General features: G+C 55.0%; 23 protein-coding genes and 1 tRNA gene. 4 read left to right on the top strand and 20 right to left on the bottom strand.

Translation table 11 applies throughout. From position 1 onward, the window contains the following. Window positions 1–3: 3 nt before the first annotated feature. The 8 genes from WJU16_RS04180 to ggt all read right to left on the bottom strand — a co-directional run bounded on the left by WJU16_RS04180 (window position 4) and on the right by ggt (window position 8,847). On the bottom strand, window positions 4–729 hold the full coding sequence (locus WJU16_RS04180) for a LytTR family DNA-binding domain-containing protein (RefSeq protein WP_341837068.1): 726 nt from the start codon (window positions 727–729) through the stop codon (window positions 4–6). Then, window positions 722–1,822 carry a histidine kinase gene (locus WJU16_RS04175; protein WP_341837067.1) on the bottom strand — a complete coding sequence of 367 codons (1,101 nt, stop codon included), beginning with the start codon at window positions 1,820–1,822 and terminating at the stop codon, window positions 722–724. Before WJU16_RS04175 ends, WJU16_RS04180 begins: the two co-directional genes overlap by 8 nt. A 78-nt stretch (window positions 1,823–1,900) precedes the next feature. After that, window positions 1,901–4,072: an outer membrane beta-barrel family protein gene (locus WJU16_RS04170; RefSeq protein WP_341837066.1), complete on the bottom strand. Its 2,172-nt coding sequence runs from the start codon at window positions 4,070–4,072 to the stop codon at window positions 1,901–1,903. Between the two features lie 176 nt (window positions 4,073–4,248). Further along, window positions 4,249–5,106 (bottom strand): TraB/GumN family protein, encoded by an 858-nt coding sequence (locus WJU16_RS04165; protein WP_341837065.1) that lies wholly within the window; start codon window positions 5,104–5,106, stop codon window positions 4,249–4,251. Window positions 5,107–5,119: 13 nt separating this feature from the next. Continuing rightward, window positions 5,120–6,178, bottom strand: coding sequence for a hypothetical protein (locus WJU16_RS04160; protein ID WP_341837064.1), 1,059 nt, complete (start codon window positions 6,176–6,178; stop codon window positions 5,120–5,122). A gap of 2 nt (window positions 6,179–6,180) precedes the next feature. Continuing rightward, window positions 6,181–6,597 carry a hypothetical protein gene (locus tag WJU16_RS04155; protein ID WP_341837063.1) on the bottom strand — a complete coding sequence of 139 codons (417 nt, stop codon included), beginning with the start codon at window positions 6,595–6,597 and terminating at the stop codon, window positions 6,181–6,183. Then, on the bottom strand, window positions 6,594–7,121 hold the full coding sequence (locus tag WJU16_RS04150; protein WP_341837062.1) for a DUF1572 family protein: 528 nt from the start codon (window positions 7,119–7,121) through the stop codon (window positions 6,594–6,596). The genes WJU16_RS04155 and WJU16_RS04150 overlap by 4 nt, the downstream gene beginning before the upstream one ends. Before the next feature lie 40 nt (window positions 7,122–7,161). Beyond that, on the bottom strand, window positions 7,162–8,847 hold the full coding sequence (gene ggt / locus WJU16_RS04145) for a gamma-glutamyltransferase (protein ID WP_341837061.1): 1,686 nt from the start codon (window positions 8,845–8,847) through the stop codon (window positions 7,162–7,164). A gap of 99 nt (window positions 8,848–8,946) precedes the next feature. Here ggt and WJU16_RS04140 point away from each other — a divergent pair, with 99 nt between their 5' ends. Beyond that, window positions 8,947–11,439 (top strand): M14 family metallopeptidase, encoded by a 2,493-nt coding sequence (locus WJU16_RS04140; protein WP_341837060.1) that lies wholly within the window; start codon window positions 8,947–8,949, stop codon window positions 11,437–11,439. Window positions 11,440–11,554: 115 nt separating this feature from the next. Here WJU16_RS04140 and WJU16_RS04135 read toward each other — a convergent pair whose 3' ends face one another. The 8 genes from WJU16_RS04135 to miaB form a co-directional block, all read right to left on the bottom strand. Further along, entirely contained in the window at window positions 11,555–12,157 is a 603-nt protein-coding gene (locus WJU16_RS04135; protein ID WP_341837059.1) for a thioredoxin family protein, read from the bottom strand. Between the two features lie 81 nt (window positions 12,158–12,238). Then, a complete protein-coding gene (locus tag WJU16_RS04130) occupies window positions 12,239–13,207 on the bottom strand; it encodes a YihY/virulence factor BrkB family protein (protein ID WP_341837058.1) in 969 nt (322 codons plus the stop codon). A 33-nt stretch (window positions 13,208–13,240) separates the two neighbouring features. Then, entirely contained in the window at window positions 13,241–14,290 is a 1,050-nt protein-coding gene (mltG, locus tag WJU16_RS04125; protein ID WP_341837057.1) for an endolytic transglycosylase MltG, read from the bottom strand. 92 nt (window positions 14,291–14,382) lie between these two features. Next, window positions 14,383–14,751, bottom strand: coding sequence for a preprotein translocase subunit SecG (gene secG / locus WJU16_RS04120; protein WP_341837056.1), 369 nt, complete (start codon window positions 14,749–14,751; stop codon window positions 14,383–14,385). Window positions 14,752–14,773: 22 nt separating this feature from the next. Then, a complete protein-coding gene (locus WJU16_RS04115) occupies window positions 14,774–16,579 on the bottom strand; it encodes a hypothetical protein (RefSeq protein WP_341837055.1) in 1,806 nt (601 codons plus the stop codon). 41 nt (window positions 16,580–16,620) lie between these two features. Then, window positions 16,621–17,136, bottom strand: coding sequence for an LptE family protein (locus WJU16_RS04110; RefSeq protein WP_298712936.1), 516 nt, complete (start codon window positions 17,134–17,136; stop codon window positions 16,621–16,623). 7 nt (window positions 17,137–17,143) lie between these two features. Next, window positions 17,144–18,397: a sigma-54 dependent transcriptional regulator gene (locus WJU16_RS04105; RefSeq protein WP_341837054.1), complete on the bottom strand. Its 1,254-nt coding sequence runs from the start codon at window positions 18,395–18,397 to the stop codon at window positions 17,144–17,146. Window positions 18,398–18,413: 16 nt separating this feature from the next. Continuing rightward, window positions 18,414–19,712 carry a tRNA (N6-isopentenyl adenosine(37)-C2)-methylthiotransferase MiaB gene (gene miaB / locus WJU16_RS04100; RefSeq protein WP_341837053.1) on the bottom strand — a complete coding sequence of 433 codons (1,299 nt, stop codon included), beginning with the start codon at window positions 19,710–19,712 and terminating at the stop codon, window positions 18,414–18,416. A gap of 287 nt (window positions 19,713–19,999) precedes the next feature. On the opposite strand from miaB, the gene WJU16_RS04095 reads away from it, so the two are divergent. The 3 genes from WJU16_RS04095 to WJU16_RS04085 all read left to right on the top strand — a co-directional run bounded on the left by WJU16_RS04095 (window position 20,000) and on the right by WJU16_RS04085 (window position 21,077). Continuing rightward, window positions 20,000–20,072: transfer RNA gene (locus tag WJU16_RS04095), tRNA-Gly, on the top strand. 100 nt (window positions 20,073–20,172) lie between these two features. Beyond that, complete coding sequence (locus WJU16_RS04090; protein ID WP_341837052.1) at window positions 20,173–20,361, top strand: hypothetical protein; 189 nt, start codon at window positions 20,173–20,175, stop codon at window positions 20,359–20,361. Between the two features lie 104 nt (window positions 20,362–20,465). Next, window positions 20,466–21,077: a hypothetical protein gene (locus tag WJU16_RS04085; protein ID WP_341837051.1), complete on the top strand. Its 612-nt coding sequence runs from the start codon at window positions 20,466–20,468 to the stop codon at window positions 21,075–21,077. Between the two features lie 336 nt (window positions 21,078–21,413). Here WJU16_RS04085 and WJU16_RS04080 read toward each other — a convergent pair whose 3' ends face one another. The 4 genes from WJU16_RS04080 to WJU16_RS04065 form a co-directional block, all read right to left on the bottom strand. Beyond that, window positions 21,414–22,244 carry a hypothetical protein gene (locus WJU16_RS04080; RefSeq protein ID WP_341837050.1) on the bottom strand — a complete coding sequence of 277 codons (831 nt, stop codon included), beginning with the start codon at window positions 22,242–22,244 and terminating at the stop codon, window positions 21,414–21,416. Between the two features lie 273 nt (window positions 22,245–22,517). After that, complete coding sequence (locus WJU16_RS04075; RefSeq protein WP_341837049.1) at window positions 22,518–23,030, bottom strand: hypothetical protein; 513 nt, start codon at window positions 23,028–23,030, stop codon at window positions 22,518–22,520. Window positions 23,031–23,062: 32 nt separating this feature from the next. After that, on the bottom strand, window positions 23,063–23,845 hold the full coding sequence (locus WJU16_RS04070; protein ID WP_341837048.1) for a (Fe-S)-binding protein: 783 nt from the start codon (window positions 23,843–23,845) through the stop codon (window positions 23,063–23,065). Between the two features lie 10 nt (window positions 23,846–23,855). Next, entirely contained in the window at window positions 23,856–25,142 is a 1,287-nt protein-coding gene (locus tag WJU16_RS04065; RefSeq protein WP_341837047.1) for a (Fe-S)-binding protein, read from the bottom strand. Window positions 25,143–25,159 lie beyond the last annotated feature (17 nt).

Genomic DNA, 25,159 nt, shown 5'->3' with positions numbered 1-25,159 from the left:
GCTCTACTTCTTGTTGGTCATGATTTTATCCTTCATCAGGTTCATGAACGTTTCCCGGTAGGTGTCGCCCACGGGCACCTTTTCGTCGGTATGGTCGAGGTGGACGAGGTTGCCTTCGATCATGCGGATAAAGCCTGTCGCCAAAAGGAAGGATTTATGCGTTCGCACGAATTCTCCTGCCGGAAGGCGCTCTTCCAGGTCTTTCATATTGAGCAGTGCGATGATTTTTTCGCCGCCGCGGGTGTGTATTTTAACATAATTCTTCAATCCTTCAATCAAAATGATATCGCGGATATTGATTTTGATGAGTTTGCCTTTTTGTTCCGTTTTCACGAAAATGAAATCGCTTTCCTCCTTTGCCGGCGGCGCGGAGGGCTGGATAAGGCTCAGCGCGCGCTGGGCGCCTTTGATGAACCGGGCGAAGGAAATGGGTTTGAGCAGGTAATCTACCACTTCGTTTTCGAACCCTTCCATGGCGTATTCGCTATAGGCGGTAGTGAGGATTACCTTGCATTTACGGTTGATGGCCTTGATGAAATCGATCCCCGTCATCGACGGCATCTGTACGTCGAGGAAGATGAGGTCGATCTTATGCTGATTCAGCACCTGCAAACCTTCCAGCGGATCGGTGGTGGAATAGAGAAGGTTCAGGAAGGGAGTTTGCTGAATGTGGTGCGTCAGCAAGTCGATGGCGTGCTGTTCGTCGTCGATGATAAGGCAATTAATCATTTTTCTGTAATTGAATGATCAGTTCAGCGGTATAAAAATGTTCCGTTTCGTTGATGGTGAAGTGATGCTTTCCTTCATAAGTAAGCTGCAGGCGCTGGCGGACGTTATTGAGGCCGATGCTGGTCGATAGCTCCTTGGGCCCCAGTTTCTTTTTGTTGCCGATATAAAACCGGATGCGGTTGTCGCTGGCTTCCGTACGGATCACAAGCGGGTTGGCGGGGTCGAGCAGATCGCCGTGCTTGAAGGCGTTTTCCACGAGGGTGATGAGGATGAGCGGAGCGATGCGGGCAGCGGGGTTTTCGAGCTGCTCGCTGTACTGGATGCTCAGTTTGTTGTTGAACCGCATCTGGTTGATTTCAATCACGTTTTTCATATGCGTGATTTCCTTGGTGAGGGCCACTTTCCCTTCGGCGTCCTCTTCCTTCCCCAGCGCATACCGCATAATGTCAGAAAGGAGCAAAACCGCGTTGGAAACCTCCTCGCTCAGGGGTACCGTTTTACTATAAATAAAACTCAGCGAATTAAACAGGAAATGCGGGTTGATCTGGTATTTGATGGCACTTAACTCCGCGTCCATCTTTTGCTTCTCCAGCTCTTTCTGCAATTTCTCGCGCCTGCTGAAATGCATGAAAACAGCCACCACGAAGGTCACGGTGAGATTAAACAAATAAGTGAAAATCTGCGTAAGGGAAAACACGAACATCTTATTGGCCGTCATGAATTTCATCACCTTGTCTTGCCGACCTTTCACCTCATACACGGTTTTGGCGTATTCGTAAATGAGGGAATAGCCGATTTTTACGGCAAACAACAACCCGATGATGAGAAAGAAACGGCCCCATTTATTATCGTGCAAAGCCGGCAGCCACGCGAAATAAATCAGGATGTAGTAAGTAATGGTAAATTCGACGATGGACCGGAAAGTAGTTACCCAAATGCCGCCGAAACGATTGTAGGCCGTATCGGTGAGATCAGGGTCGAGGGAATAGAGAAAAAGGAAGGCGAAAATGTTCCAGACGAGGGCGATGGAAAAGAGGATGACGATCTTCTTCCATTCTTTTTTAAAAAATCGGCTGGTTTGGTCCAATAACATGTGCGGAGGTGTGCTTTCGTTCAAAAATAGGGAAAATAAGAAGAGAAAGCCCCCTTGCGGAGGCTTTCCCTTAATTTCCTAAAAGCCCTGTTGCGTGGCAGTTCGTCCGGATTCCGTTTCGATACTGTTCTTGCGCGACTTGGCGGCTTTCACGTTTTTATTGCCGAATTTATAATTGAAGGTCAGGTTCACGGCGCGGGTGTCCATGTTCATCTTGCCCAGGTTGTTGATGGTGCCGTAGTTCACCTTGAACCGCATCTGGTTGGTATTGAAGATGTCTACAGCCGCCAGTTTCAGCGAACCGGCTCCTTTCATGATCGTTTTGCCCAGCCCCAGGTCCACGTTGCCCTGTGTTTTCATCACGGCGTACCCGGCCATGAGCGGCCCGCGGAAGTTACCGTTCAGCTCGGCTGTGAAGCCTTTGGGCAGCGTAAAGGAATTCTGGATATTGGCGAAAGCCGTAACGCTGTTCTTGTTGTAATCGATCCCGTCCAGCACGGTGTTAATACCCAGGTACAAGCCGGTCACGGTCACGGTGGTCCGGATCTTCGGGGTAATGGGCTTCACCCACACCACGTTGGCATACGCCAGGTTGAAATTCGTCTGGTTGTCGAAACTCATCACCTGCACCTTGGTCACCGGGTCCTGTTTGAAGGTCATGCTCAGATTGTCGGTCATCCGCGTAAATGCCACGGTGGTGAACAGCTGGTACTTATGGCTCCAGGTTGCCTGCACGGCCTGCGACAGCATCGGTTTGATATCCGGGTTGCCCTGGCGGAGTGAGTAGGCGTTCACGTAAGTGATGAAGGGATTCACGATATCGAAGCCGAACCGGTTGATGCTCCGGCGGTAGCTGAAGCTGAACTGGTCTTTGGCGCTCATGTTCCATGATGCCGAAGCGCTGGGGAAGAACTGCACGTAATCACGGGAGAATTTTTGATCCATCGTGAGGCTGTTCCCCTTCGCATTCGTATGCTCCATGCGCAGCATGGCTGTAAACGACCATTTCTTCACCGTTTTGCTCAGGCCGGCGTAAGCCGCATTCACATTTTCCTTGTAAATGAAGTGGTTCGTTTTGTTGGGATCGTTTTCCCATTTGCCGGCGTTCATCATTTCCCAGCGCATGTTGTTGTCGGTTTCGGTGAAAGTGGTTTTAAGACCGGCTTCCAGCTTGAACGCCTTAAACTGCTGGGAATAGTCCGCGCTGAGGGAATACAGGTCGATGGCGGATTCCGTAAAGTTGCGGATGTGGGACGAAGACCCGATCGCATCTTCTTTCAGGGAATAATACTGACCGCCGAACTGGTCGTCCCAGTCTTTGCGGTGATTGAAGTAGTCCGCGTTGATGGTCAGCTCGTTTTTATGTTTGGCGCTGGCCGTGCGGTAATACGCGTTTACACTGGGGTTTATCAGCTTTTGGTCGCCGGTGGCGCCCTGGCGGAAAATGGAATCCGGCAGGGTGGTGTAGTTGTCGCCCAGCCGGCTGCGGTTGTTGAACATGCTTTTCACGAGCACGCCTGCCGAAGAGGATTTGGACAGGTCGAAATCAGCCCCGGCGCGCACGTTGTGGGTGTGTTTGTTTTCCCGGTTGAAGTCATTTTCCGTGAGGGTGTACCCGTCGGGGTAAACGCGGTCGTTGGTGATTTCGGTGAACGTCTTGGCGTAGTTGTGGTCGTACCCGCCGTACATGTTCACGCCTTTGCTGCGGTGGTTGAGCGTGATGCCCTCGGTGGTGCGCAGATAACGGCCGAAACCGCCGGTGAGGGTGAGGTTGCCGTTGGTGCCAAGGTCTTTGGGCTTGAACAGCTTGATGTTGATAATCGCCCCGTCCTGCGCGTCGTACTTGCCGCTGGGCATGCTCATCAGCTCGATCTTGTCGATGTTGCTGCCGGGGGTGGACGACAGCAGGTTTTTGAGATCGTCGCCGCTGAGGCGTGTCGGGCGACCGTCCATGTACACCGTCACGGGCTTGCCGTTCAGCTGGAGGGCGTTGTTGTTGTCGGCGATCACGCCGGGTGATTTAGTCACCACGTCCCAGCCATTGGAGCCGGCGGCGGTAACGGATTTCCCGACGTTGACGATCATAGTGCCGCCCTGCATCGTAATGGGGGGCGCACTGCTGGTTACCTCATGGGTCTTGAGCTGCTTGACGGACGGGGCGGGGATGGAGTCTTTCTTTTGCTGCGCAATGGCGGAAGGAGCTGCTGAAAGAATAGTTGCTGAGAAAATAGCGGTTAAAAAGGTTTGCATACACTGAATTTGATGATGCAAACTTATATCGCCTGCCCGCGGACCTGAAATCCGATACACCAACAGGCGCTTTTGCGTGATGAAACCGGTTGGTGGATGACCAAATGCCAAGTGACCGCAGGCAAAGGAAAAGCCGCCCCGGAATGGGAGCGGCTTTTCAACATATTGATAATTAATTAGTTGATTACAGGTTCCACTTTGTACCCCTTCTTCTTCAATAACGACAGCACTCCCTGGTCGCCCCCGAGATGGCCAGCGCCTACGGCAAAAAGCGCCAGGTTTCTCTTCATCGCTTTTTCCATAATAGGGATCCAGTTGCGGTTGCGCTTGTCCAGGATCTCTTCGCGGTCGGACTCCGTTTCCGCCGTTTCCAGCACCAGGTTGTATAATGCGTTCACATCCTGCTTTTTATAGGATGCCATCAACCGGTTCATAATATCCCGCTGCTTCGCCATATTCTTTACATATTCCATTATAGAGCTCGCTTCCGTCGTATCGGCGATATTATCAAAAATCGCCATCTGATCCTCGATTGTTTCCAGTCCTTCTACCGGCTTATTATTTTGTTTGGCCATTTCCACCAGTTTCATTTCATACGATTCGCTCTTTTTACAGGGCAGCAGCCTGGTGGCCAGCAGGCTCATCAGTACCATCGGCTTCATCTTTTTGAAATTTTCGATATCCATGCTCAGGCTGTCGTTCATGAATTGCTGCAACAGGCGGTAATCTTCCTTGGAGAATGCATTTTCCAGCGAATAACCCGGTGTTTTGTCCTGCATCATCATCGCCATGTTCAGCATCAGGGACGGATCGTCCATATCCATTTCGAGATAAATTACATTAGCGGCCCGCACCACTTTTGCGAGCTTGTCGGGGAAGTTAAAGTCCTGCGGACAGATCATGTGAATGGTCCCGAACACATATGATGGCTGCGGCAACCCGTTGCCGGAGATTTTGTAAAGCAGCGACTTTTGCGCCATGGCGGGTAGCATCATGAGGAGCAGGGATACGAAGGCAAGGGTCTTTTTGATCATGAATGGGTGCTGTTTATGGGTGATCGTAATATTGAACAAGTTGTGCGGCGAGCATTTCGAGATCGTCGGGCGTATGGAGGGCCGACAAAACGATCCGGTTGATGCGGTCGCCCTGCGGATCAGGATACGCGAACGAAGAGATAAGCGTATCGTGGGAGAGGAGCCAGGTGTATATATTTTCCGAAGGATCATCCAGTACGAACATAGGAAGCCCGTGCGTGTTGGGCACTTCGTCGATAGCCCCGGTGAGCCTTTCCAGCGCGGTGATGTTGGCGCGCAGCAGCCGGCGCGCTTCCGCGAAAGCAGGCTCCGCTTTCAGCCAGGTATACGCATTGGCCGGGATGATGGGCGTACTGGCGGTAAAGAGCGGCAGCCGGCGGATGGCCGCGATATCGGCGGCATGCCCAGTCACCAAGCCGCCTTCCAGGCTATAAGCTTTTGCCAGCGACGCGGTGAGGAGGTACCTCGCGGCGGTCGATTCCGGCAACGTAGCGGCAATACCTTCCCCGTTTGCGCCGAGTATGCCCAGGCCATGTGAATCGTCGATCAGCACCAGGGCTTTGCGCTCCAGGCGGGCGAGGGGACTGAAGTCGTGCACCTCGCCCCGGAGTGGATCTACCGCGTCGGAGATCAGTACGTAGGTGTGATCGGGCTCGCGGTTCAGCATGTCCACTGTGGTAGCCAGCCAGTCGTTCCAGTTCCCGGAAGCCGCAACGGCGCCGGGGAACTGCAGCGCGGGGTGCGTGCCAGGCGCATACAGGGGCGTGCCTTTGCCAACGGCGTAAGTGACGGCCGCCTGGGCAGACAGGTAGCCCGACGAAAAACAGGCCGCGGCCTGTTGGCCCGTATGCACCGCCAGTGCGTGCTCCAGTTGCTCGTAAAGCGAGAGCTGCAGGTTGCCGATGCGGCTGCTGGGATATACGCTGCCGAAAAGCGCCTGGCCTTCGGCGAGGAGCGTTTGGAAAACGGGCGATGTATGCATGCCCAGGTATGAGAATCCTGAGAAGAATAAAAGCTCGCGGCCGTCGCAAACGGTGGTTCTGCCGGGCATACTGTCTGTGATCTTGATCATGATTACTGTTTCCGGGTGCGGAGTACGAAATAATATTCGCCGGTATTCACTTTCATGTCGAATTCGTTCTCATTCAGCTTCACCACTTCCACGAGGTGCTCGGAACTGCGCGAGCCGTTGGCGCCCGTCACGGAAATGATCTTCCCGTTGCTGAGCAGGGAGTATTTCCCGCTGTCTGGGACGCCGGCGATGGTGGCGATGAAAAGATTGTTGTCGAGGAACTGGTAAAAGGCGTCGCTGTAATAGCCGTCTTTCAGATCCTTGGCCTGCGTGGCCTGCACATGGTTGTAGGAAGCGCCTGCGGGAACGGTGACGTCGTACACCTTCCATTTCTTGTGTTTCAGCAATGCGTCGGTTTTGCCGGAATTGCAGGCGGCCAGCAAGATCGCGGCCGCGGAAAATAATATCGTATGTTTCATTTGCCTGCCGCTTTTGCGTCGTTGAACTGCTGCGATTGCCCCACGGGGATGGAAAGGCTTTCCCATCCTTCTGCCCGCATGATCTTTCCGAGATACACGATCTGGCCGACATGGTAAGGGTAGTGGGCGAGCTGCCGGTTGAGGGCGTCTATCACGGTATGAGGCTCGGTACGGATGTAAACGGTTTTACCGAGATCCGCTTCTTCGAGGCCGTCGATGGCGGTGATGAGGCATTCCCATCCCTTGTTCCATATGTCCAGCAGGTCGGCCATCGTGGCCTCCGGCGCATCGTCGATGAACTCGGCGTCGCGCTGGCGCCAGGGCTTTTCGCCGTCGCTGGTGAGGAAATCCGTGAAGCGCGACAGCATATTGCCGCTCATATGTTTTACGATGATGTAAATGTTGTTGGGCTGGCCCGTAGGCTGCCAGTGTATCTGCCGGTCGTTGAGCTGGCGGAGGGTTTTCTCGCCGAGCTCTTTGTAAGTGAGCAACCGTTTCTTCGCACTGTCCAGGTAAAGTCGCATACTTGCTGATCGTTTTTGATGAAGGCTTAAATGTACGATTTTATTCTCCCGCAACGCTGTCGTCGCCACGCCAGTCGCCCACCGCTTCAATCTTCCCATCCACAATGCGGATCAGTTCGGTACGGCTCCACGGTGATCCCACTTTCACCGGGTATCCCATCTTTTCCAGGGCTGCTTTCGTGGCGGCGGGGAACTCCTTTTCTATCCGCACGTCTTCCGGCCACCATTGATGGTGGAATTTGGGCGCGTTGACGTTGGATTTGGCGTCCATCCCGAACACGATATCGTTGACCAGCGTCTGGAATAACGAAGTGATGATGGTGGACCCTCCGGGCGTGCCGGTCACCATATACGGCTTCCCGTTTTTCAGTACGATGGTGGGCGTCATGCAACTGAGCATGCGCTTCCCCGGCGCGATGGCGTTGGCTTCCGTGCCGATGAGGCCGTAGAGGTTGGGCGCGCCGGGCTTCACGGAGAAGTCGTCCATTTCGTTGTTGAGCAGGAACCCCGCGCCGCCAACCACCACTTTGCTGCCGTAGCTGCCGTTGAGGGTCGTGGTAACGGATACGGCATTGCCTTCGGCGTCCACCACGCTGAGGTGCGTGGTTTCCGTGCTTTCAAATGGCCCGCCGGCTTTGATGCTTTTGCTGGGAGAAGGTTTCCCTGCTACATAATCCGCTATCCTTTCCTGCAGGTATTTTTTATCGGTGAGTTGCGCTACGGGCACTTTCACGAAATCGGGGTCGCCGAGATATTCCGCCCGGTCGGCGTACGCCCTGCGCTCGGCTTCGATCATGCGTTGCACGGCTTCCGGGCTATGAAACCCGGTTTTTTCCAGCGGAAAATCCTCGACCATGCCGAGCATCTGCTGCAGCCCGATGCCGCCGCTGCTGGGCAGTGGCATGGTGATGACGGTATACCCCCGGAACATGAATTCCAGCGGCTGTCGGACAACAGCTTTGTAAGCGGCCATATCTGTTTCGGTGATGATGCCCCCGCCGCGCCGCATCTCGGCGGCCACGAGGCGCGCGGTTTCGCCGGAATAGAATCCTTTGCCGCCTTTTTTCGCAATGCGGCGCAGGGTGTTGGCGAGGTCTTGCTGGATGAGGGTGTCGCCCGTTTTCCAGGGTGTGTCTTTCACGAAAGCATTGGGTTGGGTGTTGAGGCGGATGAACATGTCGCGCAGCCGGTTGAGGCCGTGGGCTTCCTGTTCGGTGATGGCGAACCCCTTTTCCGCCAGCACGATGGCCGGAGCGATGAGCTTTGACAGCGGGAGCCGGCCATAAGCCTGTGATGCCACGAGGCCCGCAACCGTGCCGGGGACCCCCGCGGCCAGGTGCCCTTCGAGCGAGCGGGCGGTAACCGGGTTGCCGGCGGAATCCAGGTACATGTCGCGGTGCGACCGGCCGGGGGCTTTCTCGCGGTAGTCGATGGTGACGGACCGGCCATCGGCCATCCGCGCAACCATAAAGCCCCCGCCGCCCAGGTTCCCCGCCTGCGGATAAACGACCGCCAGCGCCAGCTGTACCGCAATCGCAGCATCCACCGCGTTGCCCCCCTCCCGCATGATCTGCGCGCCCGCCCCGCTCGCCAGCGGATGGGCTGACGATACCGCGAAGCGCTTCGCTTCCATATATTTACGACTGGAATAATGGTAGGGATCAACCTGCTGTGCCGCGGAAGTAAGCGCCAGCAACAGCAGCAGGGGGAACAAAAAGGAGCGCATAGGCGTGGCTGTTTCCTCCCAAAATACGGATATTTTCTGGGGAATGTGCCGCTTCCGCACCGGCGCTTTTTCCCTATCTTAGCCGGATACTACGAATCTATGAAGTCTGCCGTCCTGTCTTTTTTCTTTTCCGTTTGCATGCTGGCCGCAAATGCTCAGCAGTCCCCCGCCGAATTTCTCGGGTACCAGCTGGGAGCAAAGTTTACGCCCCATTATAAAGTCGTGGATTACTTCCGCAAAATCGCCGAAGGCAATGCTATGATGCGCTTCGAGACCTACGGCCAAACGTACGAAGGCCGGCCGCTGGTGCTCGCCATCCTTTCTTCCCCCGCCAACATCGCCCGCCTCGAAGCGATCCGCAGCGGCAACCTGGCCTTGCTGAACGGAGGGAGCGCCCAAAATCAACCTGTCATCATCTGGCTGAGCTATAACGTACACGGCAACGAAGCAGTTTCCACCGAAGCCGCCATGCGCACGGCGCATACGCTGCTCACCAGCCGCAAATCGCTGCTGGACAATGCGGTGGTCATCATCGATCCCTGTCTGAACCCCGATGGCCGCGACCGCTACGTGAATTTCTATAATTCCATCCACGCCCGCATCCCGGACGCCACGCCCTACGCCCGCGAACATGCGGAGCCCTGGCCCGGTGGCCGTCCCAACCACTACTATTTCGATCTGAACCGCGATTGGGCCTGGCAATCGCAGGTGGAATCCCGTCAACGCGTGCTCCAGTATAACCGCTGGATGCCGCAGGTACATGTGGATTTTCATGAACAGGGGGTAGACGCACCGTATTATTTCGCGCCAGCCGCGGAACCCCTGCACGACGCCGTTACCGAATGGCAGCGCGCCTTCCAGACGCAAATCGGGAAACATAACGCCACTTACTTCGACGCCAACGGCTGGCTCTACTTCACCAAAGAACAGTTCGATCTCTTTTACCCGAGCTACGGCGATACCTATCCCACTTACAATGGCGCCATCGGGATGACTTACGAGCAGGGCGGCAGCGGCCGCGCGGGCCTCGCCATCGTGAACCGGGAAGGGGATACGCTGCGGCTGAAAGACCGGCTCGATCATCACTTCACTACCGGCATCGCCACCGTGGAAGCTTCCGTGGCGCAAGCCGGCAAACTGGTGGAGGAATTTGGCAAGTTCTTCCGCGACGCGCGCCAGCAGCCGTCCGGCGATTATAAAACTTACGTCGTGAAAAGCGGCGGTAATACGGAAAAGCTCATGTCGCTCGCCGAAACGCTGCGCCGCAACGATATTTCCTTCGGCTTCGCGACAGGCAATTCCTCCGGAAACGGCTTCAATTATTTTACCGGTAAATCAGAGAATTTCGCGATAGAAAAAGGTGACCTGGTGGTGAGCGCTTACCAGCCGCGGTCAACCATGGTGCGCGTACTTTTCGAACCGGTTTCCCGGTTAACCGACAGCGTGACTTACGACATTACCGCCTGGGCGATGCCCTACGCCTATGGCCTTCCGGCGTATGCCGTAAAAGCGCGGCTGCAGCCCGCTGTAGCCGACACGTTGGAGAAGTCGGCAGCGCCTCCGGCCGAAGGGGCCACTTACGCATATCTCGCCGCCTGGAACAGCACCAAAGACGTGAAGTTCCTTGCCGCACTCCTCAACCGAAACCTGCGGGTACGCTATGCGGAAGCGCCTTTTACGATCGGTGGAAAAGTACATCCCGCCGGCACGCTCATCATCACCAAATCCGGAAATACTTCGCTGGAATCCATCCCGGTGCTCGCAGCGCGTATGGGTGTGAGCGTTACCCGTGTGCCAACTGGTTTTGTGGACAAAGGCGCGGACTTCGGTTCGGATAAAATCCGTTTCATCCGCAAACCGAAAGTTGGCCTGCTCGCCGGGGATGGCATTTCGTCGCTGGGTATGGGCGAAATCTGGCATTACTTCGAAGAACAGATTGAATACCCGCTCACGGTATTGCCCGCCACCGCGCTGCCGGGTTCGGCGTGGAAAGACCTTGATGTGCTCATCCTGCCGGACGGCCGGTACGATATGCTGAAAGACAAAGCGGTGGCCGCCCGGCTGAAAGACTGGGTTTCCGCCGGCGGCCGGTTAATCGTTATGGAAGATGCCGTGGCGCAACTGGCGGAAGGGGAGTGGGGATATGAAATGAAGAAGGAAAAGGAAGAAGTGAAAGACGAGGAAGACGAAGCCCCCAAAGAACCATACAAAAACCTGAAACCTTATGCTAACCGGGAGCGCGAAAGCGTGTCGGGCTTCATTCCCGGCGCGATCTACAAAGTGCACCTGGATAAAACGCACCCGCTGGCATTCGGATACCCGGAATATTATTACACCCTAAAGCAGAACGACCAGCTACTGGCATTTTTCAAAGACGACGGATGGAATGTGGGCGCCCTCAAACAGGACGACTACCTGACCGGGTTTGTGGGCGCCGCTGCCCGGGAGCGCCTCCGCGACGGCCTCGTGTTTGGTGTTAAGGAAATCGGCAACGGCGAAATCATCCTCATGACCGACAACCCGCTTTTCCGCAGCTTCTGGGAAAACGGGAAGCTGCTGTTCGGCAACGCCGTGTTCATCGTGGGTCAATAAATGATTTGAAAATGATATGGTTGTAATAACGCCGTCCCTTTCAGATAGTGCGCTATCACATAAAAAAAGCTGACCGGAGTTACGGTCAGCTTTTTCTTTATCAGTGCAAATGCATTTACATTTTCCGTTTGATGCCACAACCCACGGAAGCGGTAGACGGGTTTGGGATGGGTTTGCCAGTTACCATGGCCTGGATGGCGGCGTGGAGGTATTTGTCTTTCACGCCACTTGCGTTGCCGGGATTGTCATCGATCGCGCCCTTGTAAACGAGGGTGCCGCTTTTGTCGAACAGATAGCATTCCGGCGTGCGGTCGGCGTTGAAGGCGTCGGCCACCTGGTTATCCTTATCCACGACGTACAGCCAGTTGTAAGACTGCTGGCGGGCGTAGGTTTGCATCGCTTCGTAGGAGTCGCCGCCGGTGCGGGCCGCTTCATTGGAGTTGATGAGGATGACGCCCACGTTGTTCTTCTGCGCGAACTGGCAGATCGCGCGGGTACGGTCCTGGTTGCGCACCACATATGGACAGGTATTGCAGGAGAACATCACCAGCAAACCGTTCGCTTTTTTGGCGTCGTTCATCGACACTTCCTTGCCGGAAATATCTTTCATTTTGACATCTACTTTCGGCAGTTTCGCCCCGATGTCGATATGACCCGGCAGCCGGAACGAAACGGCGGCGGCCGCGATCAGCAGGAGGAAAAAGATATGCTTTTTCATAGGCCTCCGTAATTTGGTTGGTATGAAATTAAGGTATTTCGGGTGCAAAGTGAAGCCATCCATCCTATTTCTGGCAAGGTATTACGAAAGTCCCTGTAACTCAGGAGATTCCTTCTTGTTTCGCGCTTCCGCGATCTCCCGTAACGTGCTGATACTGGTGTTCAGTTCGAATCCGATCAGCAGGATAAAGGAGTTGAAATAGACTACGAGCATGAGTACGAGGATGGTGCCGATAGAGCCATAAATCTGGTTGTATCGCGCGAAATTGGTCACCCAGTAAGAGAAGCCAAGTGTTACGGCAATCATGGCGATGGTAGCGAAAGTAGATCCCGCAGAAATGTATTTCCATTTCTTCTGGACGGCCGGCCCGAATTTATAAATAACGGAAATGATGGCGAAGAATAATAACACGATGAGCGTCCACCTTACTACCTGGAGCAGGAACTGCGAATAGGTATCCTGGATCCCGATGTATTCGAGGATGCTCTTCAGCAGGGTGCCCTGCATGATAATGAGCACTACGGTCGCCAGCAGGAGGAAAACGAGGAAGACGGTGAGCTTCAGCGCGGTAAGCCTGGTTTGCCACCAGGTGCGTTGGTGGAAGCCGGGCAGCAGCTTGTCGAAAGAGCGCAGCATGCCCATTATGCCGTTGCTGGAATAGTAGAAACTGAGGATGAAGGCGAACGACAGCAGGGTGTTGCGCTGGGTGTACAGGAAGTCGTGGATCATGTCGCGCACGATGATGTAGCTGTTGTAATTGGGCGTGATGGTTTGCGCGAGGTCGTACAGCGTGGGCTCCACGTTTTGCAGCGGAATGAAAGGTACGAGCGTGAACAGGAAAATGAAGAACGGGGGGATGGCCAGGAGGAAGTTGAACGAGATGGCCGCGGCCCTTTCCACCAGGCTTTCTTTCGCTGTTTCTTTGAGGAAAAACACGATGACGTCGTACAGGGGCGCGCCTTCGAACCCCGGCAATACCAGCGATTTGCTTTTATGCGTCAGCCATTGAACCGGCCGGGATTCGAGGATGAGTTTTTCTACGTCGATCATCAGGGTGTTGTTGGACCGCCGTAAAAATACGAATTATTTGATGCCTCTGGCGTTGAGCCCCTTTTGATACGCCCGGGCATTTTCCAGGTGTTCTTTGAAGGTAACGGCGAAAGAGTGATACCCGCTGCCATCGGGCCTTGCGGCGAAAAACAGGTAATCCGTTTCGGCCGGCGTCAGCACCGCGTCGATCGATTTGGCGGATGGGGTGCAGATGGGGCCGGGCGGCAGGCCGTAGTAACGGTAGGTGTTATACGGAGAATCGAATTCGAGGTGCGTGTTGTAGATGCGGCGGAGGGCGAAGTTCTGTAGTGCGAATTTCACGGTAGGATCGGCTCCGAGGCGCATGCCTTTTTTCATGCGATTCAGGTATACGCTGGCGATGACGGGCTTCTCGTCGTTGCGGTTGGTTTCTTCTTCCACGATGGAGGCGAGCACGGTTACCTGCACGGGCGTGAGGTTGAGGGCGGCGGCTTTTTGTTTGCGGGTATCGTTCCAGAAGGTTTCGTACGCATCGGATATCTTATCGAAAACCTTGGCAGCGGAGGTGTTCCAGTAGAACTCGTAGGTGTTGGGCATAACGGCGGCCATGACGGTGGTGGTGTCGAGCCCGAACTGGCGGAGGTAGACCGGGTCTTCCAGGATGGCGCGCATGGCGGCGGAATCGGCTTCGAGGTTGTTGGACACGAGGCGGATGAAGTCGTTTTTGAGGCGGAGCTTGTTGATCACCAGTTTTACAGGCGATTGTTTGCCGCTGCGCAGGATGCGCACGATTTCGAGGTTGCTCATGCCTTTCTTGATCTCGTAGCGGCCGGCTTTTACGCGGGAAGGGTAGCCGAGCTGGCGGGCTACGAGGTTGAAGGTGGATGTGGAAGAGATAATTTCCTGGTCCGAGAGGCCCTTGAGCACGTCGTCGTACCGGCTGCCGGTGGGCACATAGAAGTATTTTTTATCGCCGAAGGAGCGGGTGTTGGGCCCCATCAGAAGGTATGCGGCGATCACGAGGGCGCCGGCGATGAGGCAGGCGCCGATGATGGCGATGCGGCGCACCCAGGGCGAGGTGTTTTTGTTAGTCTTGTTACGCATGTTGGTCAGATAGCAGAAGGCGGAGTATCCTCAATAAAAAACCCCGCTTTTAACGGCGAGGTCTTGGAAAATATTATTCGGAAGGAATATTGTTATTTACCGGAATCAGCGGGCTGCTGAACAGGAGCTGCCTGTTGTTGTTGCGCTGCGCCGGGGAGCGGAGTGCTGCTGGGAGCGGGAGCGGCGCCCTGGGCGCGTTCGCTGGCGCTCTGCGGCATGTTGTTACCGCCGGAGGTAGAACCGGTGAACATGGTAGAGGTAAGGCACAGCACGGCAATCACGGCCGCCAGTACCCAGGTGCCTTTTTCCAGCACGTCAGTCGTTTGGCGAACGCCCATCACCTGGTTGCCAAAACCGCCGAGGTTACCGGCGAGGCCGCCGCCTTTGGGGTTTTGTACCAGCACGAAAAAGCCGAGCAGAATACAGGCAATCACAATCAATATTCCAAAGAAAATCAACATGTTAGCTACTAGTTATGAGTTGTTAATTGTTTTGTAAGTCTTTAATCTTCTGCGCAAAGTACGCTTTTTTGCCCGGATTAAGCAAACTTAATTTTTGATATACCGCGATGGCTTTCAGGGGCTGATGCTGCCTCACCCAGATCTCGGCGAGCGTTTCGGAAACGATGTCGTCGTTCAGGGTAATGGATTGAATGGCCATGGCTTCCACGCGCTCGGTTACTTCCGGGTCGTCGTCTTCATATAATTTGTGCAATTGCTGATGATACCAGTCTTTTGTGGCTTTTCCGGAGAAGTTGTCCTTCAGCTGGCGGAGCCAGTCGGTAAAGCTTCTCATTTCAGCGGCGGCTTTTGCGGTCATGCTTTCGGCGTTAGTCGGCTCTTTCAGTTTTTTATATGCGAAATAATCTTCTGTAAACAGCGGTTGGAAGGTAAGCTCCGTTTCCGGTTTAGGCGCATCCATGGGGTGGATGCGGATCGGAGCGTCCGTTTCATTGGCAGCGGGCTCCGCTACGGCTTCTGGCGCGGGCGGAATGGCGATGCCGTGGCCTTCGGGCGCCTGGCCGGTGGATACTTCCACTTCCTCCTCCTCGATTTCCGGTTCGTATCCGGAAGGCTCCTGAGCATTGGGGGCTTCAGGCGCCGGCGGAATAGCGATGCCGTGGCCTTCCGGCGCGTGACCGGTGGGCACTTTCACCTCTTCTTCCTCGATTTCAGGTTCATATTCCGAAGGTCCGCCAAGCGCTTCATAATCCACCACTACCACATCATCCGGGAGTTCCAGGTTGCGGGCGGCGTCGAACGCAGCTTTATCCTCTTCCGCTTCGTAATCCACAGCTATGACGTTATCGGGCACTTCGAGGTTGCGGGCGGCGTTAAATGCGGATTTTTCTGCTTCTGCTTCGTAATCTATGGCAACAATGTTATCGGGCACTTCGAGATTACGCGCCGCGTCGAATGCGGCCTTTTCTTCTTCCGCTTCAAAATCAACCGCTACAATATTGTCGGGCACTTCGAGGTTGCGGGCTGCTTCGAATGCAGCTTTTTCTTCTTCCGCTTCGTAATCTACCGCTACGATAGTATCGGGCACTTCGAGGTTGCGGGCTGCTTCGAATGCCACCTTTTCCTCTTCCGCTTCGTAATCCACGGCCACCACTTCGTCGACTTCCGTCGGCGGCACCGCTATTTGTGCGACAGGAGTTGTGCCGGGCTCCGTTTCCGTAGCGAGGCGCGCCTCGGCGGCTGCGCGGTCTTCGGCCTCCAGCTCGTCCAGGATAGCCTGGTCTTCCGCGCTGATGACCTCCGTTGTCATTTCCGTTTCCGTAGCAATATTGGCAGTAAGCAAGGCGCTTTCTCCGGGAATTTCCTGTGTGGCGGCTACGGAAGCCTCCAACTCATCGAGCAGTGCAGCTTCCTCTTCGTCCACTTCGGCCCCGGCCGGTTCGCCCCAGGGTGCGGGCAAAGGATCGGCGGTGGCTTCCACATTGTCGATGATCGCCTGATCCTGTTCATTGACCGCATCCTCCACCTCGATTTCCCGTCTTTGCCAGCTGTCTGCCGCTTCCAGGGGAGGCGGCGGCGCGGCGGCGTGCTCGGGCGATTGCGTCGCGGTGAGCTGGTACAGATACTGCGGCGTGCTGGTATACAGCTGCGCAGCCTTAAATACCGGGTCCTGGAAATCCGGCGTGTCGGCAAATTGTTTCTGCGCCAGCAGGACGCGGGCCGCCGCGAAGTACGGATACTGCTCCACCAGGCGCTCCAGGGCCTGCTGGTCTACATTCTTCAGCTCATCTTCGTGAAAAATATGATCTATAATCCTGTTCGGCGTCATGTGCGCTAAAATATGAAAATAATGTCTAAATCAAAGAAAGCCTACCAGTTCGCAAACGCCCGGTTAAAGATATCATCCACCAGGTTGGGAACGATTTCCGCGATCAGCTGGGGCTCCGCCTCGTTGATCGTCCGGGATGCGTTGAAGTCGGCCGAACGGGAGAAAGACTGGTTGGTAAAGCCTTTTTTGTCGCCGATTCGTTTTACGAAAGTAACGTTCACAGTGATGGTCAGACGGGCGCTCGCCGGTTTGTCGATATCCGTAACGGCGGAGTTGGACACGGAATAACCCGTGATGGTGCCGCGGAACTCATAGTCGGCCGTTTGGTCGTTGGTTTGGGTAAGGCGTGTTTGCGCGAGGATTTTCTGCCGGAGCTTCTCGGTGACATTCTGGCTCAGCTGCGGGTTATTCTGCGGCGCACGGTTCTCGATATAGCGCACCAGCACGGTTTTAGCTTCCGGATCGATGGTGGCGCCATTGGCGGAATATTTGATCGTGCAGCCTCCGATGCCGGCCCACAGGGCGATGCCAGCCAGCAGGGCGATGTATCTGGACATAGGTCGTTTATTCATGGATGTTGTATTCCTTCAGTTTACGGTACAGGGTGCGTTCCGAAATGCCGAGGTCAAGCGCGGCGTCTTTCCTTTTCCCCTTGTGCTTGCGCAACGCTTTCTCGATCAGTTCCTTTTCCTTATCCGCGATCGATAAAGTTTCTTCGACTTCTTCGTGGTGATCGATGGTATTGTCTTTCAGGATGATCGGTTGCTGGTTGGCCGGCGCCGAGATGATGCCGGGCGCAGATACCACCGGCGCTTCCGCCGGCTGATGGAAGCCGGCCAGCACGCCGGAATCCGCATAGGTCGTATGCGCGAGATTGGGATTCTGCATCACTTCGAAAAACATCTTTTTCAGTTCGGTTACGTCTTTCTTCATATCGAAGAAAAGCTTGTACAGGATGTCCCTTTCGTTCGAGAAATCCCCGTTACCCTGCGCATGGCCGCCCGGGGCGAGCATCGGTAAACGGTTGACGGCCGGTTGCTCCGGGAGGAAGTTCCGCAGGTCCGTGGCGTTCACCAGCTTTTCCGGCGCCAGCACGGAGATCTGCTCCGCAATGTTCTTCAATTCCCGCACGTTGCCGGGCCAGGGATAGTTCACGAGCACGTCCCGTGCTTCGTCGTTCAGCTGGATGGATGTCGTTTTGTATTTCTCCGCGAAATCCACGCAGAACTTGCGGAAAAGCATGGGAATATCTTCTTTCCTGTCGCGTAGCGAAGGCACGCGGATAGGAACGGTGTTAAGCCGGTAATACAGATCCTCGCGGAACTTGCCCTGCTGGGTGCGTTCGAGCAGGTCGCGGTTGGTGGCGGCGATCACGCGCACGTCGGTTTTCTGCACTTTGGAAGAGCCCACGCGGATGTATTCGCCGGTTTCCAGTACGCGCAGCAGCCGTGCCTGCGTGCCCAGGGGCATTTCCCCGATCTCGTCGAGGAAAATGGTGCCGCCGTTGACAGTTTCGAAATAACCCTTGCGGCTGTCGACCGCCCCGGTAAACGATCCCTTCTCATGCCCGAACAGCTCCGAATCGATCGTGCCTTCCGGGATGGCGCCGCAGTTTACGGCGATGAAAGGATTGTGCTTGCGGGCGCTTAACGCATGGATGATCTGGGAAAATACTTCCTTGCCCACACCGCTTTCGCCGGAGATCAGCACCGTGAGATCGGTATTGGCGACCTGCGCGGCCACCTGCAACGCGTAATTGAGCGATGCGGAATTGCCGATGATGCCGAAGCGGTTCTTTATGCTTTGAATATTGTCCATTCCAATTATTTTTTAATCAGCAGCGCCCCACCACTGTAGCAATGAGGGTGCCTGCCGTACAGTCATCGATTTTGACCATCACATAATCGCCTTTTTGCAGATCGCCTTTGTCGAACACCGCCACTTTATTCTGATCGGTGCGGCCGAAAAGCTGCTCGTCGGATTTCTTGGAAGTGCCTTCTACAAGGACTTTCACCGTCTTGCCCACTTCTTTCTGCATGCTTTCGTGCGAATGTCCGCGATGCAGGGCCACGATCTCGGCGAGGCGGCGCTTTTTCACGTCTTCCGGCACATCGTCCTGGTACCGGCGGGCCGCCAGGGTACCGGGGCGCTCGGAGTAAGCGAACATGTAGGCGAGGTCATATTTGGCGTATTCCATGATGGACATAGTGTCCTGGTGGTCTTCTTCCGTCTCCGTGCAGAAACCGGTGATTACGTCGGTGGAGATGGCGCAATCGGGGAGGATTTCACGGATACGGTCGACCTTTTTCATATACCATTCCCGGGTGTAGGTGCGGTTCATCAGTTGCAGCACGCGCGTGGAGCCGCTTTGCACGGGGAGGTGGATGTAATTGCAGATGTTTTCGTGGCGGGCCATGGCGTGGAGCACTTCGTCGGTAATGTCTTTCGGGTGGGAAGTGCTGAAACGCACCCGCAGCAGCGGGCTGATGCCGGCAACGCGTTCGAGCAGGCTGGCGAAGGTGATCGTTTCATCTTTGGATTCGTCCACGAAATAGTAGGAGTCTACGTTCTGGCCCAGGAGCGTTACTTCCCGGTAGCCGCGTTCGAAAAGATCGGTGGCTTCGGCCAGAATGGAATACGGGTCGCGGCTGCGTTCGCGGCCACGGGTAAAAGGCACCACGCAGAAGGTGCACATATTGTTGCAGCCGCGCATGATGGATACAAAAGCGGTGACGCCGTTGCTGTCGAGGCGCACCGGGCTGATGTCTCCATACGTTTCCTCCCGGCTCAGCAGCACGTTGATGGCTTTCTGTCCGGTGCCGGCTTCTTCGATGAGGGCGGGGAGGGTACGGTAAGCGTCGGGGCCCACGACCAGGTCCACCAGTTTTTCCTCTTCGAGGAACTTGGATTTGAGGCGTTCGGCCATGCAGCCAAGCACGCCCACGAGGAACCCGGGCTTCTGTTGCTTGGTTTTTTTGAAGGTGGTGAGGCGCTGGCGCACGGTCTGCTCCGCCTTTTCACGGATGGAGCAGGTGTTGAGCAACACGAGGTCTGCTTCTTCCACATTGCGGGTGGCGCCGTAACCCTGGGTATTGAGAATGGACGCGACGATTTCACTGTCGTTGAAATTCATCTGGCAACCATAGCTTTCTATATAGAATTTTTTGAATAGGTACGGGTGTCCTCCGCCGCCGGGGCGATGGCTTCGCCCTGGCGGCGCTCGTCATGTACTTTCTGAACTGTTTCCAGCATGCCTGTCAAAATTTAAGAACTGCAAAAGTACATAAAAAAATGACAGAATGACAGGAAGAATCCGGGGAAAGATGGGACGGATCGCTGAGCGGTTTACGAGAGGGGAAAATTGCATTTTGAATTGAAAAAGGCGGGATGTATATTTGCCATCCTTTCAGGAAAATACCAGCGGGAATAGCTCATTTGGTAGAGCATCAGCTTCCCAAGCTGAGGGTGGCCGGTTCGAGCCCGGTTTCCCGCTCATTTGAAAGCCGCTTTTGCAGCGGCTTTTCTTTTTCCCGGCGATTTCATTACATTGTATTTATTGTTAACGGGTTCATGCCTCACCCCATCATTACTTTATGCGTGAAAACAGGAAGTCCGCCTGGATGGCGCTTATACCGGGACTGGGATTTGCTGTGCTGTCGATCGCCACGGATACCCTGATCCACCTCGAATTCCGCTGGAAACAGGTGCCGGCATGGTTGATTGCCGGTGTGCTGTTCGGGATCGCCATGCAATTTTATACGAAACGGATCCGTAATCATTGAAATGCAGGATTGGTTAGGCGGGAACGGCGAACCGTTAATTGGAACTGCCATCAGGCCCTGCATCATCTTAATTTGGCGCAAAATGTAATTACCCCCATCCATTTATGCGCATTGTGATCGATAACTTCACCATCACCGAAACCTACGACGCCATAGAGCTTCGCTTCCGCAGATCGTTTAAAGACTGGTTCGACCTCACCTGGTCCATTATATTCACCGCTTTTGCCGGATGGTTGGTGTGGTTTGTTTATCGCGACGGCCTTCAGCACCTGTCTGCCGGGAAGTGGGCCTTCGGGATCTTCATTACTATCATCGCGGTATTATTGGCCGGGGATTTGTGGTCGAGGCTGGTAAGCCCGGCGGGGAAGCTTGCATGGATCGATAAATCCTCCCAATCCCTCACCATCCGTCCCTCCATCTTCAACAAGCGCACTTATCCGCTGCGCGAAGTCAGTGGCTTCACCTCTTCGAACAAGGGAAGCAGGCCCAGTATCCTCCATTATATCCGCCGCTCCATGCCCCGCACACTACGGTTACGGCTGAAACGCGGCGGTACCGTGCCGCTGGCGCACCTTTCCACCATCGATATCATCAATCTCGGCAACCGCCAACCCCGCACGGATGCGATCCTCCGCGCCAAACGAGTGGCGGATGAGATGAACGGGTATATCAATCAGGTAAAATCCTCGGGTGAAAGAAACATACGCTTCAGATAAAAGATCGTTAATCGGATGCTTTACCTAACTTAACAAAAAGCGCCCCGAAAGAGGCGCTCGCGTGTTCGCTCATCTAAGCATAATTCCCTCAAGGATCGGCTACAGGTAACCATTGCAGGTTGCCCGCCAGCCGGAATGCAGTGCCGCTGCATCATTAACAAAATACGGCAGTTCACATCCCGCCGTCACCGTACATTTTCGTGATTATCGTTTAGGGTAATTCTACTCAAATACAAAAAAAGCCGCCCGGAATGGACGGCTTTTCTTTGAATAAGGGTAATTACTCGAACGGATGATTGTGTGGTTTTTGTGATGGGATATAGGTGTATCGGTTATTTAGTCTTCCATGTACGGTTTCAACTTCTTCGTCAGCTCCGTTTGTTCCGCTACCGACAACCCGTCGCCGTCCGTTATCTGGTAAATCGCCTCCTGGATCCAGCCATAGGGGCGCAGCCATTCCGGACGATCGTTAACAGACTTCATGAGCTCGGCGGGGTTATAATGTTTCGTGAGTTTCAGTTTGGGGAAATGTGTGAGGTATTCCGCGAAATCGAGCAGGGGACTGTAGGTAGTCCAGTCGTGGATTTCGTACATGTCCAGCGCGATCGGGAATTCGGGGTGGCCGGGTTTGACGCCCAACGGCGACGGTGCGTTCAGGTTGATACTCGCCAGGCCGAGGTAAATAGTCATGGTGTCTTTCTGGGGCCCCGTGGGCGGAACGGTTACCGTAACATCCTGCATGAGCATACCGGTTCGATACCTTTTGCGGTCGGTGGTTCTGGCGAAAGAAACGAACATGGTGCCGGCGGGGAACTTCTGCTCCTTCGCGGTGGTATTGGTGTTTACGAGATTCACGTCTACATAGAAAGAATTGGTATTGCCGTGCAGCAGTTGAATGTCGGGGTTGAAAGGCTTGTTGGGCCTGCGTACCACCTTCACACCGGGCCAGGTGTCTACCGGGCGGTTGTAAGGCTTCGCGGTATCCGCACCGATGCCGGGCGCTGCCAGGTGGTGGATGTCGAAGAGGTCGAGAATATCGGCCCAATCCGGTTCTTCCTGCTCGGTAGGGTCAGGTTGTTCCGGTTCCGGTTCTAAGGTTTCTCCACCGCACGAAGCGGCGAAAAAGGTGACGCAACAGGCGGAAAGAATGATGATGAGCTTTTTCATGTATATACTTTTGAATGATGTGGCGAACGTATGCGGGTAAAAATGCCGTCGCCTCCATGCATTGGGGTAAACTGATGAAGAGAGGGTATGGAAGGAACTTTGGGGTGGTGATTTTTGCATGTCGGCGACGCATGTTTACGAATGCAAAACTATCATCGCGGTGGGCGGAATTTTTCAGTAGAACAACTCAATTCATATTTGAGTAGTATTACTTGTAAAAAAAAGCAGCCCCCGGCCGGGGGCTGCTCCTGTATATTCTTCGCGTGTTACGGATCAGGCCGTTTGCCCGATGCGCTGCATGATCCAGCTGTCTTTCAGCGGCATGAGCCATTTCTCTTTCATTTCGCCAAGCGACAATACCGTATTGTTCAGGTACAGCGTGTCTTTGCTGATATATCCTTTCTCCAGCGCATACGCCACCTGTTGCAGCGGTAGCAGCTGGAACTTGTCTTTCACGATAAACCCCAGCAGCAGGCGGTCGAACAGGTTTACTTCGTATTGCCGTTCAATACTTTTGACGATGCGCACGGAGCTGTCGGTGCTGCATCCGCTGACATGCGTTTCCGACTCGTCGGCGATGAGCACGATCACCTGGTTGAAGAGCACTTTTCCCCAGCCTTTCACGGGAACGCCGTGGGCATTCCATTGCGCGGTGAACTGGTGCAACTGTTCTTCTATCTCCATGGTTTCCTTTTCGCTGAAAGGACGGTTGCTCTGGTATATCCAAACCCGGGAATCGGCGGCGAAGCCGGCGGGCAGTTGTTGTATGATTGCGTTCTGGTCCATATGACAAATTTACGAAATCGGGAGGAAACGGGCTATTCCTGCATGTCGCGGGCGATGAGTTCGGCCAGGTCCAGCACTTTTACGCTGTCTTCTTTCCCGGTTTCCTTTACGCCGTCGGTAAGCATAGTCATGCAGAAAGGGCAGTTGGAGGCGATGATTTCGGCGCCGGTTTCCACGGCTTCGCGGCCTCTTTCGAAGTTGACGCGGGTGGTTCCTTTTTCTTCTTCCTTGAACATCTGGGCGCCACCTGCTCCGCAGCAAAGGCCGCGGCTGCCGCAGCGTTTCATTTCAACCAGTTCGGCGTCGAGGGCTTCCAGAACGGCGCGGGGCGCTTCGTAGATGCCGTTGGCGCGGCCGATATAGCAGGAATCGTGGTAGGTGATCTTTTTCCCTTTGAAACTGCCGCCTTCCTTCATTTTGATCCGGCCTTCATTAATAAGGCCCTGCAGGAAGGTGGTGTGGTGCATCACTTCGTAATGGCCACCCAGTTCGGGGTATTCGTTTTTAAGGGTGTTGAAACAGTGGGGACAGGCCGTCACGATCTTCTTGACGCCATAACCATTTAGCACCTGGATGTTGTTATACGCCATCATCTGGAACAGGAATTCGTTGCCGGCGCGGCGGGCGGGATCTCCCGTACAGGCTTCCTCTTTACCCAGCACGGCGAACCGGGTGCCGGTGCGCGTGAGGATCTCGGCGAAGGCGCGCGTAATCTTCTGCGAGCGCTGGTCGATGCTGCCGGCGCATCCTACCCAGAAAAGCACTTCCGGCGTTTCGCCTTCGGCAAAATATTCAGCCATGGTCTTGATCTGCATACTCATATATTTAAGCGTGTATCCAGGCGTCCCGTTCGTCCGGGGAGGACTTCCAGGGGGCCATATTGTTTTCGATATTGGAGAACATGAGGGTCCATTCCTGCGGGGCGTTGGATTCTTCCATCACCAGTTGCCTGCGCATTTGGTAAATGATATCCAGCGGGTGGATGCTCACGGGGCATTCTTCCACGCAGGCGCCGCAGCTGGTGCAGGCGCGGAGCTCTTCGACGGTAATGTAGTCGTGCAACAGCGTTTTATCGGTCTCGCCACGGCCCGCCGCCTCCGCGCGGTCACGTGTTTTCATCATGATCAGCCGCGGAGAAAGGGCTTTGCCGGTCTGCGTTGCGGGGCAGGCAGCCGAGCACCTGCCGCATTCTGTACAGGCGAACGCGTCTAGCAGGTTTTTCCAGGTGAGGTCGTGCACGTCTTTGGCGCCGAACTTCGGAACTTCCGCCGCCGCGTCCGTCGGTGCCAGCTCGGGTTGCATGGCATACAGTACTTCCTGCTGGATGGCGGGCAGGTTTTCCATCTTCCCCTTCGGCTCCAGCCGCGCGAAATACGCGTTGGGGAAAGCGAGGATGATATGCAGGTGCTTGGACCAGGGCAGGTAATTCAGGAATGCGAGGATACCCAGGATATGGAGCCACCACGCCGCCCTTTCGATTCCTACCAGCGTGGGCGTGGAGAAGCCTTCGAACAGGGGCTGGAACATCCCGGTTACCCAGAAACTCCCGGTATCCGGGTAATGCGGCGCATGGCGCGTTTGCAACACCCCGTCGGCCGTGTTCATGGTGAGGAACAGCAGCATAAGCACGATTTCTGTGATGAGGATATAATTCGCGTCGGAACGCGGCCAGCCGTCAAGGTCGCGGCTGAGGAAACGCTTAATTTTCAAAACGTTGCGGCGGACGAGGAAAATCGCGCAGGAAACGGCCACCAGCACCGCCAGGATCTCGAAACAACCGATCAGTACATTATACACCGGCCCGAGGTAAGGGGCGAAGATGCGGTGCGTGCCGGCCAGCCCGTCAATAATGATCTCCAGGATCTCCAGGTTGATGATGACGAAGCCCGCATATACGAAAAAGTGAAGGACCGCCACCAGCGGGTTGCGGAACATCTTCTTCTGACCGAAGGCCAGCAACAGCAGGTTGTTCAAGCGCCGGGCGGGTTGGTCCGACAGGTCGGTGTCCCTCCCCAGCAGGATGTTGCGGCGGATGCCTGCGGCCCTCCGGCTGAAGAAATAAACGGCAGCTGCCAGCGCTGCGAAAAAGAGCAGTTGTGAAACAATTTGCATATCGTTGATTTGACCGG

This window comes from Chitinophaga pollutisoli, from assembly GCF_038396755.1.
Taxonomy (GTDB): domain Bacteria; phylum Bacteroidota; class Bacteroidia; order Chitinophagales; family Chitinophagaceae; genus Chitinophaga; species Chitinophaga pollutisoli.
This window is presented reverse-complemented; position numbering and strand designations above follow the sequence as displayed.